Source organism: Burkholderia lata (genome assembly GCF_000012945.1).
Classification (GTDB): domain Bacteria; phylum Pseudomonadota; class Gammaproteobacteria; order Burkholderiales; family Burkholderiaceae; genus Burkholderia; species Burkholderia lata.
In genome coordinates this window covers 896,209-913,398 of record NC_007510.1, presented here as the reverse complement: position 1 = coordinate 913,398, position 17,190 = coordinate 896,209, and the positions used below count along the sequence as shown (strand labels likewise).

The 17,190-nt window shown below is 62.1% G+C and carries 12 protein-coding genes; 8 read left to right on the top strand and 4 right to left on the bottom strand.

Annotated elements, in window-relative coordinates:
• Nucleotides 1-3 precede the first annotated feature (3 nt).
• Both galE and BCEP18194_RS10000 read left to right on the top strand, forming a co-directional pair.
• Nucleotides 4-1,026: a UDP-glucose 4-epimerase GalE gene (gene galE, locus BCEP18194_RS10005; protein WP_011351167.1), complete on the top strand. Its 1,023-nt coding sequence runs from the start codon at nucleotides 4-6 to the stop codon at nucleotides 1,024-1,026.
• 27 nt (nucleotides 1,027-1,053) lie between these two features.
• Entirely contained in the window at nucleotides 1,054-2,160 is a 1,107-nt protein-coding gene (locus tag BCEP18194_RS10000) for an MraY family glycosyltransferase (RefSeq protein WP_011351166.1), read from the top strand.
• Between the two features lie 86 nt (nucleotides 2,161-2,246).
• On the opposite strand, the gene BCEP18194_RS09995 is transcribed toward BCEP18194_RS10000, so the two are convergent.
• From BCEP18194_RS09995 to BCEP18194_RS09980, 4 genes are read right to left on the bottom strand one after another with little or no spacing between them, the layout of a single operon-like run.
• Entirely contained in the window at nucleotides 2,247-4,130 is a 1,884-nt protein-coding gene (locus tag BCEP18194_RS09995; RefSeq protein WP_011351165.1) for a polysaccharide biosynthesis protein, read from the bottom strand.
• Between the two features lie 12 nt (nucleotides 4,131-4,142).
• On the bottom strand, nucleotides 4,143-5,159 hold the full coding sequence (locus tag BCEP18194_RS09990; RefSeq protein WP_011351164.1) for an MraY family glycosyltransferase: 1,017 nt from the start codon (nucleotides 5,157-5,159) through the stop codon (nucleotides 4,143-4,145).
• A gap of 5 nt (nucleotides 5,160-5,164) precedes the next feature.
• On the bottom strand, nucleotides 5,165-6,127 hold the full coding sequence (locus BCEP18194_RS09985) for a UDP-glucose 4-epimerase family protein (protein ID WP_011351163.1): 963 nt from the start codon (nucleotides 6,125-6,127) through the stop codon (nucleotides 5,165-5,167).
• A complete protein-coding gene (locus BCEP18194_RS09980) occupies nucleotides 6,124-6,978 on the bottom strand; it encodes a glycosyltransferase family 2 protein (protein WP_011351162.1) in 855 nt (284 codons plus the stop codon). The genes BCEP18194_RS09985 and BCEP18194_RS09980 overlap by 4 nt, the downstream gene beginning before the upstream one ends.
• A gap of 746 nt (nucleotides 6,979-7,724) precedes the next feature.
• Between BCEP18194_RS09980 and BCEP18194_RS09975 the strand changes: the two genes are divergently transcribed.
• The 6 genes from BCEP18194_RS09975 to BCEP18194_RS09950 all read left to right on the top strand — a co-directional run bounded on the left by BCEP18194_RS09975 (nucleotide 7,725) and on the right by BCEP18194_RS09950 (nucleotide 17,176).
• On the top strand, nucleotides 7,725-8,552 hold the full coding sequence (locus BCEP18194_RS09975; RefSeq protein WP_041492757.1) for an ABC transporter permease: 828 nt from the start codon (nucleotides 7,725-7,727) through the stop codon (nucleotides 8,550-8,552).
• Nucleotides 8,553-8,669: 117 nt separating this feature from the next.
• A complete protein-coding gene (locus tag BCEP18194_RS09970; RefSeq protein WP_011351160.1) occupies nucleotides 8,670-10,097 on the top strand; it encodes a mannose-1-phosphate guanylyltransferase/mannose-6-phosphate isomerase in 1,428 nt (475 codons plus the stop codon).
• 116 nt (nucleotides 10,098-10,213) lie between these two features.
• Nucleotides 10,214-10,822, top strand: a complete 609-nt coding sequence (locus BCEP18194_RS09965) for an acyltransferase (RefSeq protein WP_011351159.1) — start codon at nucleotides 10,214-10,216, stop codon at nucleotides 10,820-10,822.
• 1 nt (nucleotide 10,823) lies between these two features.
• Nucleotides 10,824-12,062: a glycosyltransferase family 4 protein gene (locus BCEP18194_RS09960; RefSeq protein WP_011351158.1), complete on the top strand. Its 1,239-nt coding sequence runs from the start codon at nucleotides 10,824-10,826 to the stop codon at nucleotides 12,060-12,062.
• Nucleotides 12,063-12,194: 132 nt separating this feature from the next.
• Nucleotides 12,195-13,502 (top strand): ABC transporter ATP-binding protein, encoded by a 1,308-nt coding sequence (locus BCEP18194_RS09955; RefSeq protein WP_011351157.1) that lies wholly within the window; start codon nucleotides 12,195-12,197, stop codon nucleotides 13,500-13,502.
• A complete protein-coding gene (locus tag BCEP18194_RS09950; RefSeq protein WP_011351156.1) occupies nucleotides 13,499-17,176 on the top strand; it encodes a polysaccharide pyruvyl transferase family protein in 3,678 nt (1,225 codons plus the stop codon). The genes BCEP18194_RS09955 and BCEP18194_RS09950 overlap by 4 nt, the downstream gene beginning before the upstream one ends.
• The last annotated feature ends 14 nt before the right edge of the window (nucleotides 17,177-17,190 follow it).

Below are 17,190 nucleotides of genomic sequence, written 5' to 3'. Positions count from 1 at the left end.
GCAATGACCGCTAAAGGCACCATCCTCGTTACCGGCGGCGCGGGCTACATCGGCTCGCACACCGCCGTCGAGCTGCTCGACAACGGCTACGATGTCGTGATCGTCGACAACCTCGTCAACAGCAAGGCCGAATCCGTGCGCCGCATCGAGCGGATCACGGGCAAGACGCCCGCGTTCCATCAGGTCGACGTGTGCGACGAAGCCGCGCTCGCCAAGGTATTCGATGCACACCCGATCACCGGCACGATCCATTTCGCGGCGCTCAAGGCCGTCGGCGAATCGGTCGCAAAGCCGCTCGAGTACTACCAGAACAACATCGGCGGCCTGCTCGCCGTGCTCAAGGTGATGCGCGAGCGCAACGTCAGGCAGTTCGTGTTCAGTTCGTCCGCGACCGTGTACGGCGTGCCCGAGCGCTCGCCGATCGACGAATCGTTCCCGCTGTCCGCGACGAACCCGTACGGCCAGTCGAAGCTGATCGCCGAGCAGATCCTGCGCGATCTCGAGGTTTCCGACCCGTCGTGGCGAATCGCCACGCTGCGCTACTTCAACCCGGTCGGCGCGCACGCGAGCGGGCTGATCGGCGAGGATCCGGCCGGCATCCCGAACAACCTGATGCCGTATGTCGCGCAGGTCGCGGTCGGCAAGCTGGAGCGGCTGCGCGTGTTCGGCTCCGACTACGCGACACCGGACGGCACCGGCGTGCGCGACTACATCCACGTCGTCGATCTGGCGAAGGGGCACATCGCCGCGCTCGACGCGCTCGCGAAACGCGACGCGAGCTTCATCGTGAACCTCGGCACGGGCCAGGGCTACAGCGTGCTGGAAGTCGTGCGCGCGTTCGAAAAGGCGTCGGGCCGCCCGGTGCCGTACGAGCTCGTCGCGCGCCGCCCGGGCGACATCGCCGAGTGCTATGCGAACCCGCAGGCCGCGGCCGACATCATCGGCTGGCGCGCGACGCTCGGCATCGAAGAAATGTGTGCCGATCACTGGCGATGGCAGGAGGGGAACCCGCGCGGTTTTGTATAATCCGCTGTCCATTTTTCGAGCGATCCCATGCTCAGCTTCGCGTCCGGCTTTATCGTCTCCCTGCTCGTCACGCTGTTCATCGTGCGCTATGCGCACCTTCACGAGAAATTCTCGGTCGACAGCGATCTGGCCGGCGTGCAGAAATTCCACGTGCGGCCCGTGCCGCGGGTCGGGGGCATCGGGATCCTCGCGGGCGTCGTTGCATCGGCACTGATCCTGCTCGAACGCTATCCGACGATCGCCGGCAGCATCCTGGGCATCACCGCCTGCGGCATGCCGGCGTTCCTGTCGGGCCTCGTCGAAGACCTGACCAAACGCGTGTCGCCGCGCGCGCGGCTGCTCTGCACGATGGGCGCGGCCGCGCTCGCGTTCTGGCTGATGGACATCGCGGTCACGCGCATCAGCGTGCCGCCGCTCGATTTCCTGCTCCATTACGCGGTCATTTCGGCGTTCATCACCGTGCTCGCTGTCGCGGCGCTCGCGAATGCGGTCAACATCATCGACGGCTTCAACGGGCTCGCGTCGATGGTCAGCTTCATGATGTTCGCGTCGCTCGCATACGTGGCGTTCCAGGTCGGCGACCCGGTCGTCATGTCCGCGTCGATCATCATGATGGGCGCCGTGCTCGGCTTCTTCCTGTGGAATTTCCCGGCCGGGCTGATCTTCCTCGGCGACGGCGGCGCGTACTTCATCGGCTTCATGCTCGCGGAGCTCGCGATCATGCTCGTGATGCGCAACCGCGAGGTGTCGGCGTGGTACCCGGTGCTGCTGTTCATGTACCCGATCTTCGAGACCTGCTTCTCGATCTACCGGAAGAAATTCATTCGTGGGATGTCGCCGGGGATTCCGGACGGCGTGCACCTGCACATGCTCGTGTACAAGCGGCTGATGCGCTGGGCCGTCGGCACGAAACACGCGCACGACCTCACGCGCCGCAATTCGCTGACGTCGCCGTACCTGTGGCTGCTGTGCCTCGTCGCGGTGATACCCGCGACGCTGTTCTGGCGGCACACGGTGCACCTGTTCGTGTTCGTCGTGCTGTTCGCGCTGACTTACGTGTGGTTGTACCTCAGCATCGTGCGGTTCCGCGTGCCGCGGTGGATGGTGGTGAGGAAGGAGCGGCGCAGCCACTGAACGGCCCGCCGGCATCATCAAAAAAACGCCCCGTAGGGCGTTTTTTTTCGTCATTGCCATGCGGTTCGAACCGCCGCCCGGCCAAGTTACCCGTTCGATACGACGCGCACCGATGGCACGCTCTGCAGCGTCGGGGGCACGGCCGTTTGGTATTCCGGCACCCAGCGCCGCAGGTCTCGCCGCACTTCGTCATCGGGCAGGACACGATGCTGCATCAGCCACGGCAGCAGCTCGTCGAGGAAATTGTCCGGTACTTCCCGCGCACGCGCGATCCGCAGTTTCGGATGCGGGGTGCGCGTCGTTGTCTCGTCGTCCGCGAGCAGCTCCTCGTAGAGCTTCTCGCCGGGCCGCAGCCCGGTGAACTCGATCTGGATCTGATCTTCCGAGAAACCGTACAGGCGGATCAGGTCGCATGCGAGATCGACGATCTTCACCGGCTCGCCCATGTCGAGAATGAAGATCTCTCCGCCGTGCCCCATGCTCGACGCCTGCAGCACGAGTTGCGACGCCTCCGGGATCGTCATGAAGAAGCGCGTGATCTGCGGATGCGTGACCGTCACCGGGCCGCCCTTCGCGATCTGCTGCTGGAACTTCGGAATCACGCTGCCCGCGCTGCCCAGCACGTTGCCGAAACGCACGGTTTCGAATTGAGTGCGCCCGCTCGTCTGCTGCAACGCCTGGCAGGCCATTTCCGCGAGGCGCTTGCTCGCGCCCATCACGTTGGTCGGATTGACCGCCTTGTCGGTCGAGATCAGCACGAAGTGACGCACGTCGTGGCGGATCGCCGCACGGGCCACGCGATACGTGCCGAGCACGTTGTTGCGCAGCGCCTGCCATGCGTTGTGCTCCTCCATCAGCGGCACGTGCTTGTATGCCGCCGCATGAAACACGATATGCGGCACGTGGCGGGACATCACCTGATCGAGCAGCAGAGAATCCTTCGCGTCGCCGATGATCGGCACGACCGGCTGATCGGGGAAGCGCTCGCGCAGTTCCTCGGTCAGGCGGTACATCGCGTACTCGGACAGGTCGAACGCGACGAGTTGCGCTGGCGCAAAACGCAGGATCTGCCGGCATAGCTCGGAACCGATCGAGCCGCCAGCGCCCGTCACCATCACGACACGACCGCGAAGCAGCGCCTCGACGTGCGGCGTGTCGATCGTCACGGCGTCGCGGCCGAGCAGATCCTCGAGGTCGATCTCACGGATCTGGGACAGGAAGCCCTGCCCCGGCATCAGTGCGGTCAGCGACGGCAGCACCATCACTTTCAAGCCGGCGCGCACGCAGAGGGTCGCCGTCCGGCGCTGCACCTCGACCGACGCGGACGGAATCGCCACGATCGCGTATTCGATCTTCAGTGCCTCGGTCCAGTGCGCGACGTCGTCGAGCGAGCCGAGCACCTTGTAGCCGTAGATTTCGCGGCCCTGCTTCGTCTGGTCGTCATCCAGCAGGCCGACGAGACGCCATTCGCCCGAGCGCGACAATTCGCGCGCCAGGTTCGCGCCTGCCGTGCCCGCGCCGATCACGAGCACCGGCTTGCCCTGCCCGACGAGGCCGCCGTACAGGTAAAACTCCTTCATCGCGCGATACAGCGCACGAGCGCCGCCCATCATCAGGAACAGCATCAGCGGGGAGACCAGCAGCACGGAACGCGGGATGATCGGCGACGGCTGGAACATCACGGCGCCGATCATCACAATCACGCCGCCGCCCGCAAGCGCCTTCGAAATCCGCACCAGGTCCGGCAGGCTCGCGAACACCCACAGTCCGCGATACAGGCCGAACAGGTGGAACGTCAGCGCATAGACGGGAAGCACCCAGGCGAGCGCAGTCAGCGAACCCCTCAGGAAATCGGGCGGAACGCTACCGTTGAAGCGAACAAGATAGGCGAACAACCACGCGACGACAACCGCCAGCAGATCGAACAGGAAAGCACTGAGTGACAGCCATGATGCTTTGGATCGCAACATCGGCGAGAGACCTCACGAATTGTTATCAATGACCGTCCGCAGCCGGCGCCAGCGCATGTCGATCGCCACGCCGATACACATCAGCACGCCATACCACGCCAGGAACACCAACCATTGCAGCAGGACAGGACGACCGAGCGCCCAGAAGGCGACGACGATGCCCAGGAGCATGATGAGGTACCAATAAACGGCAGTACGCTCGTGACTCATGCCGGAACGCACCATCCTCTGATAATAGTGCTCCCGGTGCGCTTGCCAGAACTTTTCTCCGCGTAACAAACGTCTCAGAAGCGTTACAGATGCATCGGCAATAAACGGGGCGAACACCGCCGCCGGAAACCAGACCGGCCAAATGCCACCGTGCCAGCCCCAATAGCCGAGCGCGCCGGCCATGAATCCGAGAGGGATCGAACCTGCGTCGCCAAGAAACAGTCGCGCCGGATGGAAGTTCAGCAGCAAAAAGCCGAACGCGGCCCCCGCGATCGCCCCGCCCGCGACGACGAGATCCGGGGACGGTTGCGCGCCGGACAGTGCCGCAATGGCGTAGGCTCCGAAGCCGAACAGCGCCATGCCGCCGGCGAGGCCGTCCGCTCCGTCCATGAAATTGTAGAGATTGGTCAGCCAGACCATCACGAAACCAATCCCCACGAGCAGCCACCATGGGGCGGCGGCCGGGTAGATGACGATCAGCGCCACGACCGCGGTCAAATGCGCCGCAAACCGCACACGAGCGGGTAGCCCGCGCCGATCGTCGAGCTGCGACAGGGCCGCCAGCCCCGCCGCCGCCACGGCGATGAACCACATCTGTGGCGCGAGCCACAGCAATGCGACAACGCAGACCGGCACGATGCCCCAGCCACCGACGCGCGGCGTCGGGCGCGTATGCAGCGAGCGTTCATTTGGGATGTCGGTGGCAAGTCGCCACGCCAGTCCGGTGGCGAGCAGCACGCGCAGGATCGTCGTCGTGGCGACGGCCGCGCCCGTTGCCACTGCTACCGCGGCAAACCACGTGTTAATCGTGAAGTGCATGTTGCCTATTTCTGTATGTGGCGCGAACGATACCATGCGGCCGTTGCCTCGAGGCCCTGCCGCGTCGTATATGGCGGATGCCAATTCAGTACCCGCCTCAAGCGCCCCGTGTCGAGCTGCAGGCTGCCCGTCAGGCGATCGACTACAGCGCTTCGACCGGTCAGCCGACCGAGCGCGCGCAACGCACCTGCCGGCACCGGGAACAGCCTTGCCGGCTTGCCGAGCGCGTCACCGACCATCCGCAGCAATCCGGCAACCGAGGGCGCGTCGTCGTCAGCGACGTGGAAGCACTCGCCCGCCGCACGCGGATCGATTGCGCAGTGCAGCAGGGCATCGGCAAGGTTGTCGACATAGACAACGCTGCGACGAGCAGGAATCGCGGCCAATGGCAAGGGCGCACCGCGGAATACGGCATCCATCATCCGGAGGAAATTGGCGCGTACCCCCGGCCCGTAGACGAGCGGCGGACGGACGACGACGACTTCGAGACCGGCCTCACCGAGCCGGGCCAGCTGCTGCTCGGCACGCAGCTTCGAGCGCCCATATGCATCCTGCGGGTCCGGGACGGCATCCTCCGCGAGCGGTACGCCCGCGTCGCCCTCGCCCACTACCTTGATGCTGCTCGCGAAGACGAACCGGCGCACACCATGCATGCGCGCTGCGTCGGCAACCCGCAACGTGCCCGCTACGTTGGTCGCATCGAAGGCGGCGTCCGGATCGGGGGATTCGTCGTGCATCACGTGTACCCGCGCGGCCAGATGGATCACGCAATCGGCCTGCAAATCTTCGGGCCACGCACCAGCGACTCCCTCGAAGTCAGGTGCGTCGTGCACCCACTCTCGCACGCCCTCGATACACCCACCCGGCCGGCGCACCAGCGCCGTGACGGTATACCCCGCCGCCAGCGCAAGTCGGCACACAGCGTGGCCGACGAAACCGTTCGCACCGGTTACGACAATGCGGCTCACCACAACCTCCAGCCGAACCGGCTATAGAACTTCAGCGCGGACACTGCGAACATACGAATGTGCGCGAAGCCCTTGCGCGAGGCGCCTCCGCCGTGATGAATCACGCGGATGGACGGGACATAGGCAACACGCGCGACATTGTGGGTGCGCAAGCTCAAGTCATAGTCCTCGAAATACAGGAAATAACGAGGGTCAAAGCCCCCTAGCGTCTTCAGCACGTTCGTTCGAAACAGCATGAAACAACCGCTGATGATTGGGGGATCCCAGACGACGGACGTGCCGTCGATGGTATCGCGCATTTCATAGCGGGCAAGTCGCTTCCGGAATGGCCGTCTGGCCCAGGTCGGCAAGAAGCCGCGAACCAGCAGGTCGACGATCGACGGAAACCGGCGACAGAGATACTGAAACCCGCCTGTTCCGTCCCCGACCCAGGGAGCGATCAAGCCCGTATCGGCGTGCGATTTGAAAAACGTACGGGCCAACACAAGTGCCTGCGGATCCAGATCGATATCCGGATTCAGGATCAAGTGCAACGACCCGCTGGAATGCTCGATCGCAAGATTGTGGCCACGCCCGTATCCGACGTTGCCATGTCCCGTCAATATTCGGCATGCCACGCCTTGCGCGCTGAGCCGGTCGACCGCCCCCGAAATGTCGCAGAGTCCGCCGTTGTCGACCAGGAACAGCTCGACGGGGTATTCAGGTGAAACCACCCGCAGGTTCTCGCACGCTGCGCCGAGGCTGTCGAGCGTCTGCCGCAGCTGCGCGATATCGGGGCGGTATACGACCAGGGAAATGGAGAGACCATCGACGTCATCGGACTGACGTTGTGGGGCGCTTATGACATTCATCCGGAATTCGGCTAAGCGCTTGACTGCAGCAAGCGCGATGGGTTGGCTGGCCCGTCTGGGAGACAGCGGGCTTACTCATTTGTCAGGCGTGCAGGGAATGCCTGCCGCGTGCTCGCGATACGGGTGCAATTCTAACTGCTCGCACCCTTGCCGGACGCGCCCGTCCCGGGACGCCGCGCAATACCGCTGCCCTCAAGCCGTTCCGGCCCACGCGTTCGCGCCCTGATCGGCGACCAGGGCGAGCCACGGCCGGACTGGTTCCAGCACGAGATACGCGCCCCTTCCAGGGCGCACCTCTCTCGCGGCGCCGAATGCCGTATCTCATAAACACCAGGAGGCCTGAGCATGTCAATCCCCCGCCGGACGCCTAGTTGTTAAAAGATGTGAAAACATTAACATCTATTGCGTGTCATCGGCATTCCGGCGATCATGCTTGGTTTCCATGGGCGAGCGGTCGTCAGTCGGTACCGGTCCGGTCTCAACCCAGCGTCGCCAAGCGCCGCCGATCAAGGCCAAGAGCGCTTCAGTCCAGGGCTGGACGGATGGCCTGCATTAGAATACGTTGCGGGCGATGGCACCTTATTTGCCCGATCGCTCAGGATTGAAGTCGGGAGCACATTGAAACGTCGCGGCCAACTGGATTGCCGCCTTTTTCAGACTCACGACACCCCGCAACAATGGCTGCGCCACGTGGGCGAGGGGTTGGGGGCTCCATCACCGATCCGAATGCAACGACACGCAACTTGATGAATCCGAACTCGAAGCACCCGGCATCGCCGATGGCGATCGCCCGTAGCATTTACCGTAATCGCGGACTGATTCTGCAAATGACTCAACGCGAGGTCGTCGGGCGCTATCGCGGGTCGGCAATGGGTCTTGCGTGGTCGTTCTTCAATCCCGTGCTGATGCTCGTCGTCTACACCTTCTTCTTCTCCGTCATCTTCAAGTCGCGATGGGGTACCACGAGCGACGACAAGGCAAGCTTCGCGATCGTCCTGTTCGTCGGCCTGATCCTCCATAGCCTGCTGGCAGAGTGCATCAACCGGGCACCGACGTTGATCCTTGCAAACGTCAACTACGTCAAGAAGGTTATTTTCCCGCTCGAGATACTGCCGGTGGTCGCGCTCGCGTCAGCGCTGTTCCACAGCGCGATCAGCCTGCTGGTCCTGATCATCGCCGAGTGCATCCTTATCCACTCGCTGCCCTGGACCGCCATCCTGTTCCCCGTCGTCATGCTGCCGCTGATCATCGGCTCACTGGGGCTCGCATGGTTTCTGTCGGCTTTGGGCGTCTACATTCGAGACATTGCGCAGATTACCGGTGTCATCACGTCAGTGCTGATGTTCCTGTCGCCGGTTTTCTACCCTGTGTCGAATCTGCCGCCACAGTATCGGTCCTGGATCGAACTCAACCCCCTTACGTTCATCATCGAAGAGGGACGCAACACGCTGATCTTCGGGCACCCCCCCGACTGGACGAACTGGCTAACCTGCATGATCGCATCGCTGCTTCTCGCGTGGTTCGGATTCTGGTGGTTCCAGCGGACCCGAAAGGGATTCGCAGACGTCCTGTAATCCATGCCAGCGCGCTCGCCTGCCGCCTTGCATCAGTGGCAGTTGCCGTGCACGCGGATAGATCGCCGACCGATCGGATCATGACGCGATAGAGCAATCACCGGAGATATTCTGCACATGTCGACGCAGCCCCAAATAGTTCCCACCATCCTGTGTGGCGGCGCAGGCTCTCGCCTGTGGCCCGTTTCGCGCGAATCCCATCCGAAGCCGTTCATCCGCCTCGAAGATGGCGAGAGCCTGCTGCAAAAGGCATTCAAGCGCGGCACCCAGCTTCCGGGCGTCACCGAAGTCGTGACCGTCACGAACCGCGAGTTGTACTTCAAGACAAGCGACGAATTCAGCACCGTCAATACCGGGCATCTGTCGACGTCGTTCATCCTCGAGCCGTTCGGCCGCAATACGGCCGTCGCGATCGCTGCCGCCGCGCTGCGTGTTGCCGCAACGCTCGGCGAAAATGCAATCCTGCTGGTGCTTCCCGCGGACCACCTCGTGACAGACGATGCCGCCTTCGCGACCGCCGTCCAGGAAGCTGCCGCCTTGGCGCTCAAGGGTGCGCTGGTCACCTTCGGCATCACGCCGACGTTTGCGGAAACCGCATACGGATACATCGAGGCAGACGGCACGCGGGTCAAGCGATTCGTGGAAAAGCCGACGGTGGACGTGGCCAGGCAATACGTCGAGTCGGGATCGTTCCTGTGGAACTCCGGCATGTTCTGCTTTACCGCCGCATTCCTGCTGGCGGAAATGGCAAAACATTGCCCGGACGTGCTCGAAGCCACGCGTGCATGCATCGCGCAGTCTCGTCAGTCGGAAGGCGGCGGCGTGTCATTGGTCGAACTGAACGGTGACCTGCTGAATCGCTCGCCCGATATTTCGATCGACTACGCGCTGATGGAGCGCTCCGACAAGGTTGCGGTCGTGCGCTGCGATATCGGCTGGAGCGATATCGGTTCGTGGAATGCGCTCGGCGACCTGTTGAAGCCGGACGACCACGGCAATCGTGTGGACGGCGAAGCGCTGCTCCACGATGTCAGCAATTGCTACATCCGTAGCGACAACCGGCTGGTCGGCGCCGTAGGCGTCAAGGACCTCCTGGTCGTCGACACCCCCGACGCACTCCTCATTGCCGATCGCAATCGCGCGCAAGACGTTCGGCACGTCTACGCGGCCCTCAAGTCGCAAGGCCACGAAACCTTCCGGGTACATCGAACGGTAGGCCGTCCGTGGGGCATGTATACGGTTCTCGAAGAAAGCACACGCTTCAAGATCAAGCGAATCGAGGTCAAACCGGGCGCAAGCCTCAGCCTGCAGTTGCATCATCATCGCAGCGAACACTGGATCGTGGTGAGCGGCATGGCCCTCGTCGTCAACAACGATGAGGAGTTTTACCTGCGCACCAATGAATCGACCTATATCCCGGCCGGACACAAGCACCGTCTGACCAATCCGGGCGTCGTCGACCTCGTGATGATCGAAGTCCAGAGCGGCGACTATCTCGGCGAAGACGACATCGTCCGCTTCGACGACAACTACGGTCGAAGCTAGCCTTCTGCCATCGCGCAAAGGCGGTTGCAGTCGTCGTCCTTTCCGGCGCGCGACGACAGCAACCGTCTGATTAACCGCTCCCTCACATCATGACCAATGCAAGCTTCCGAGGCCGCATGAAAAGCAGGATCAAGGCCCGCCTGCTAGCGTCGTCGACGTATTTTTTTCTGGCCGCGCTCAAGTACTACATCGGCAACAACTTCATTGCGCGCATGCCGATTGAAAGCGTCCGCAACTTCTACTATCGACGCGTGCTGGGTATCGTCATCGGCCAACGAACGCACGTCAGCATGCGGCAGTTCTTCACCGGGTACCACACACGCTGCAACGTGCGCATCGGCGACAACTGCGTGCTCAATCGTGAGATCTACCTGGACGGTCGCACGGGCATCGAGATCGGAAACAACGTCAACATCTCGTTCCAGTGCTGCCTTCTCAGCCTGCATCACGATCACAACCACCCTGGTTTCATGTCGATCGGCGGCGTCGTGACCATCCACGACCACGCATGGCTGGGCGCGCGCGCCATTATCCTGCCAGGTGTAACGATCGGCAAAGGCGCAGTCGTCGCAGCCGGCGCGGTCGTCACGAAGGACGTCCCGGATTTCACCGTAGTCGGTGGTGTGCCTGCAAAAATCATCGGTCAACGCAATCCCGACATTGCCTATCTGACCGACTTTTCTCCTTTCTTCGACACCGACGTGTTTGACGAATCCCGTGGCTAATATGCAGAAAAAGAGCATCCTCGTTTTTACGCTGTCCCCGCCGCTTCCTGCCAGCGCGGGGGGCCCGATCTACGTGATGAATACGCTCGCGCCGCTGGTCGACGAGTATGATTTCCATCTGTTCACCATCGGTGGAGACGAGGAAAAGAAGAAGATCGAGGAAAATCGTTCGCTATATGATCGACATTTCAAATCGGTCCACGTGGAGCCGCGGGCTGCCATGCCTGCCGACATGGGTACGCCCGGACGAGCATGGCATTCACTGGTCCACTGCTTCCATGGCCTTCCGTTCATGGATGCGAGCTACTTCAGCCCTGCAGCAATTCGCAGTGCCCGCCGGATCGTCAAGGAAAAGAAGATCGACATGCTTGAGGTGCACAGCAGTCATCTGGCCTTTTTCCGCAAGTTCTTCCCGGCCTTGCCGGCCGTCCTGGTCAGTCACAACATCGAATCCGATCTCTTCCCGTTCTGGATTCCCGCGCAGCTGACAGGCTGGAAAAAAGCAGCGGTCGCGCGCATCGCCGAGATCAGCCGCCGCAATGCCCGACGCGTCGAAATCGACAACGTCTGGCGCTTCGACGCCATGACGTTCATTTCACGCGAAGACATGAACCGCGTGAAGGCGCCCGTGGAAAAGCACTATCTGCCGCTGTGCTTCCCGATCAAGGACACCGACTACCGAGCGAAGCCGGCCAACGAGGTCAACCTGCTCTGGATGGGTGGCTTCTGGTGGTATCCGAATGCGGAAGGCGTTGCGTGGTTTGTCCGCGACATTCTCCCACTGGTACGCGACAAGCTCGAAACGCACAACATCAAGCTCCATTTCACCGGAGGCAACCCGCCGGACGATCTCAAGGCGCTGCACGACGGACGACACATCTTCGTTCACGGCTTCGTGCCGTCGCTCGACCCGATTCTGGCGAATGCACATCTACTGTTTGTTCCCCTGCTTTCAGGCGGTGGCGTGCGCGTCAAGATTCTGGAAGCGATGAGCAACGGCATTCCCGTTCTCAGCACGGCAAAGGGCTGCGAGGGGTTGGGCGCCGTCAATCGTCGGGATATCGTCATTTGCGATACGGCGGCTGAATTTGCCGACACGATCATCGAGCTCGCCCAGAATCGCGAGATGCTGGCCACGCTGTCCACGAACGCCCGTCAGCTCCTGAAGGACAAGTATGATCTCGATGCGTGCGTTCGCACCAAACGGGACCTCTACAATAGGCTGATGCATTCGCGGTAACCGAACGAATGCTGACCTCGCCGTGCCACCATGGTGGCCGCGAGGCGAGTCAGCATCCGACCCCTGAGTCTACTGTGCGATCGTCTTTTTTCCGCCTGCGCTGAACACGTGAAAGCTAACTCGCTCCCCCTCATGCAAACTCGCGAGCCTGAACCTACAAGCCAAACGGAACAGCTGCTCGTCAACGTCGAGCACCTCTCCAAGTGCTTCCGTATCTACGACAAACCGGCAGACCGGCTGCGGCACTCGCTCGCGACTCGCATCAAGCTCCCCGGGAGCAATTCCCGGCAATACGGTCGTGATTTTTGGGCGCTGCACGACGTCTCGTTCCCCGTCCGGCGGGGCGAGACCATCGGAATCATTGGCAGAAACGGTTCCGGAAAGTCGACGTTGCTGCAAATCATTGCCGGCACGCTGTCGCCGAGCGACGGCTCGGTCACGGTCAACGGCCGAATCTCCGCACTGCTGGAACTCGGCGCCGGGTTCAATCCGGAATTCAGCGGCCGCGAGAACGTGATGCTGTCTGCACGGATCATGGGCATCACGTCGGAAGAAATCCGCGCGCGTTTTCACGAAATCGAAGCGTTCGCCGACATCGGCGAATTCATCGACCAGCCCGTCAAGACCTACTCGTCGGGCATGTACGTCCGGCTCGCATTCGCGGTAGCCATTCACGTCTCCCCCGATATCCTGGTGGTCGACGAGGCACTTGCGGTCGGCGATACCGCGTTTCAGACCAAATGCCTGACGCGGATCCGGAAGATGCAGAAGGAAGGCGTCACGATCCTGCTGGTCACACACTCCACCAACACCCTCGTCGAGTACTGCGACCGGGCCATCTACCTGAAGCGGGGCCGGCTGGTAAAGGACGGTCCGTGCCGCGACGTGGTCAAGCTCTATGCGAACGACCTCGTCGACGAAGAAGGCGGGAGCGCGATCGACATCGAGGTGCCGACACAGCACACCGACACCGCTTCCCCCGCCAGCTCGGCGGTAAGCGATGCCATGACGGCCTTGTCGGACCGGACGTCGATTCTCGACGTGAAGATCGAGGATGCGAACGGCAAGGAACGCACGACCTTCTCGTTCAATGAAGCGTTCCGCGTCGTCGTATCGATCAGCGTGTCCGAGCCGAACCCGAAGCCTTGCTTCGGACTTCAGATCAAAAGCATCGACGATATCGTGCTGTGGAGCGCGACCACCCAGCACATGAATATTGCGCTGCCGCCCCTGTCCGCCGGAAAGTACCAGTTCACCTGGAAGATGCGCGCGAGCTTCTCTGGCAACCGCTATGTGCTGGCGGTCGGCGTCGGCGATATCGCCTCCGGCGAATACAAGCGGCACGCGCGCCTGCCCTATGGTGGCCACATCGACGTGCTTCCGGAAAACAACAGTGGATCGGGGTGGCTCGCGCCGTGTCCGGTGTTCGAGTTCGAATGATGACGGAGAACGACACCATGCAAGCGCGCAGCATCAAGGTCGTCGCGGTCGGCTATTACGGCGCACCCAACGTCGGCGACGAATTGTTGCTGGGCCTGCTCGCTCGCCAGGTTCGGGAGCGCGGCGGCGAGCTCGTCGCACTGAGCATCAACCCCGAATATACGACGCATGCCCACGGCATCGCCGCCGTCGACTATTTCAATCTCGGTGCCGTCGGCCGCGCACTGTCCGACGCCGATCTGCTGGTATTCGGCGGTGGCGGCATCTTCCAGGATCATCATCCGTTCAACGTCGAGGCACTTTACGACCCGACCCAAAACGATATCGCGGGCTATGCGCGGATTTTTTACATGGCTCGGCAGTTCGGGGTCCGCACGGTCATCTGGGGACACGGTGTCGGACCGCTGGTCAACCCGGCCAGCCGCGACATCACGCGCGACGTGTTCACGCATGCGGATCACGTTTCGCTGCGCGATACGGACTCCGAGGCGCTTCTGCACGATATCGGCGTACGTCGGGACATTCCCGTCGGCGCCGATCCGGGCTGGGCATTCGTCAGCCACCCGCCCGCCGAAGTCGACATTTCCGGCAAGCTCGCCCCGTTGGGGACAAAGAAGAAGCTGGCGGTCATTGCCCGATCGTGGGAGTTCAACCGGAACTGGGAAGAAAAACTCGTCTCCGCGTTGAATGAAGCGCTGGACGACAGCTGGTCGATCGTGTGGCTCGGCTTCCAATGGAGCGTCGGCGACCACGAGCGTCTCACCGATCGATCCTTTCTCGAGCACCTCAAGCTCGCGGTGTCGCCCCATATCGAAAGTGTCATCATTGACGGGATCACGCCTGACGAGGCATTCGCGGTTATCGGCGAGTGCGACGCCGCGTTCTCGATGCGCCTGCACGGAAGCATCCTCGCACTCGGAAATTCGATCCCGGTCGCGGCGCTGGAATATGACGTCAAGATGGCGCGTGCGCACGATATGGCGGGCCTTCCAGCGTCGCTGCGCCTTCAACTGAACGACGGCGCGGCAGACTTCACTGCCGCGGTGCGCAGGCTGACATACCCGGATGGCGCGCCCTGGATCATCGCGCAGGAAAAGCTCGATGCGCTAAACGCTTCGGCGTGCGTACATTCAACCGTCCTGGACCACGCTTTTGCGGCCGTTCGCTCCGCGTCGGGCGGAGCCCCGCGCCGCTGGAGCAGCCAGCAGCTGGATTGGATGAGCACATGGCTCGAGCAGCTCGTCTGGCAAAAGAATGGCGCCGCTCGCATGAGCGAGAAGGCGCTCGACCTGCTGCGCTACCGCGATTCACAACTCGCCGAGAAAGTCACACGGGTCGGCCAGCTTGAGACGGAACTCGGGAAAACAGTGGATTTGCTGCATTTCCGCGACGCACAGCTTGCGCAACAGGAAGAACAGGTCGCCGAGCTTCAGAACCGATTGGAACTGGCGAACCATAAACTGGTCGCGGCGGAAGCGTTCGTCAAGCACGCGTCACAAGTGCATGCCGCGCAAACGACGACGCTCAAGGACTCCGCTCAAAAAGTGGCGGAGGAACAAGCTGATAAAATTTCAAGCCTCAAGGCAACGATCCGGCAATTCGAGCAGGGTCACGCCGAATCCGAAGCACTCACGCAACCCAATGTGGCCGCAGCCGCAATTCACTCCACTTCGGGATCCCCTATGCTTTTTCGCCGGTACATGTCCGCCCCTCTCACCTACATGAGCCGTGCCGCCTATATTCTGCGCAATGGCGGCGTACGCGCGCTCGTGTCTGCTGCACGACGCCATTACCGGTATCAGCAAGCACAGCAGCAGATCCAGCAGGCCGCCATCGAAGTGGCAAGCGGCACGCCGACTGCGGAAGATCAACGCCTCTTGTTCCGCGCAGCAGCCAAGCTGCAACGCGAAGAAATCATCGTCATCGCCGCTCACGCGTACGACTGGGCTGGTTCCGGGCATCGCTACGCACAACTGACCACGACGGCGCTCGCCGCGGGCCATCGCGTTGTCTATCTGGTCGCGCCTTCGGATACGGGATCGACGCCCGCGCCGCTCACGCCCCGCATTCCCGGATTGATTCACGAATATATTGATCCGACGAAGATCGAGAACATTTTCGGTCAGGTATCGGAAAGCGCGAAATTGATCATCGGTGTGCCCGACTCGCGGGTCACACCCTTTTTCGAGTTCGCGCGCAATCGCGGGCTCGAAACAATCCTCGACGTCGCACAGGACTGGAGCCACGATGGCCAGGCCATGCGCATCCTCGAGTCGATTGCCGTCGACGCCGATCGATGCACCGTCGGCATGCCGGCACTTGCAGACACCATCCCGCAGCGTGCCAGGGAAAAAATCGAGTTGCTGCCCGGTGCCGCGGTTCATACGGTCTTCGACGTCTACAAGCAGTACAACCGTCCGGGCGACATGCCGTCCAAGCGCCGCAGCGTCGCACTGTTCTACTCGGTCGACGGACTCGACTCGGTGGATTACCCGTGGCTCAAGGAAACCGCGGAGCGCAACGTCAACGTCACGTTCTGCGTGATCGCCGATGGGCAATTGACGCCGGGCCTGCCGGATAACGTCGTCATGCTTGGCATGCGGCACACGAGCGAAGTGCCGGCCTACATCGCCCATGCGGATTTCATGTTCTTCCCGCTTGGCGCGCGGAGCCTGCACAGCGCCGACTCCACCGCAGGTATTTATGCGGCGCTGCTTCAGCGCAAGCCGGTCGTGTGTTCGATGGAACTTGGCGTGACAGCCACCCCGCTGTTACACGTTCGCACGGACCTTGCGTCGTTCGCGGCGCAATGCGGCGCACTCGCCGCGGCAGAACCCGTCACACAAAACGACGACATCTTCGTTGCGGGCAACAGTTGGCTCGGCCGCATCGAGCAGCTGTGCCCACCGCAGCCCCGGCACGATGTCAGCGTCGTTATCCTGATTCACAACAACGCGGGCATCATCGCACGCTGCCTGCAGACCCTGCTCCAGCATGCTGCGCCGTACATCGCGGAAGTGATTGTCGTCGACAACGCAAGTTCCGATGGTGGTGCAGAACTCGTCGAGCGCGAATTTCCCAACATCAGGCTGGTCCGCAACCCGGAGAACGGCTGCTCGTCGGGACGCAATCTCGGCGTTCAGCACAGCACGGGCAAGTACATCGTCTTCTTCGACAGCGATCAGTGGTTTGTGGGCGCGTCGGGTTTCGAGGAAGCGCTGCACGTCCTGGAAAACGACGCGAGCGTCGGCGTCATCGGATGGAATGCAGGCTGGTTCGACGCCACGCGCACCGATCTCGGCGGCATGATCGCCGACTATTGTCCGAATCGGGCGATGAACGCGGCGGCAATCCGCGACGGCTATCGTGCCGACATCGGCTTCCTCGGCACCAGCGGCTTCTTCATGCGTCGGCGCACGTTCGATGCGACGCAAGGATTCGATACCTTCTACGACCCGACCTGCTTTGAAGATACGGACCTGTGCTTCCAGGTCAAGGCACTCGGAATGAAGGTCACTTACCGGGATTTGTCCGGAATCCGCCATCAGCCCCATCAAACGACCGGCGCCGACAGCGGCAGCGACGCCTATCGCAAGCTATTCCTTCGCAACGCGAACTACTTCAAGGAGAAGTGGCGCGATTACCCGCATTTCTATCTGGACTACATCGATTGATTCGTAGCGACAGC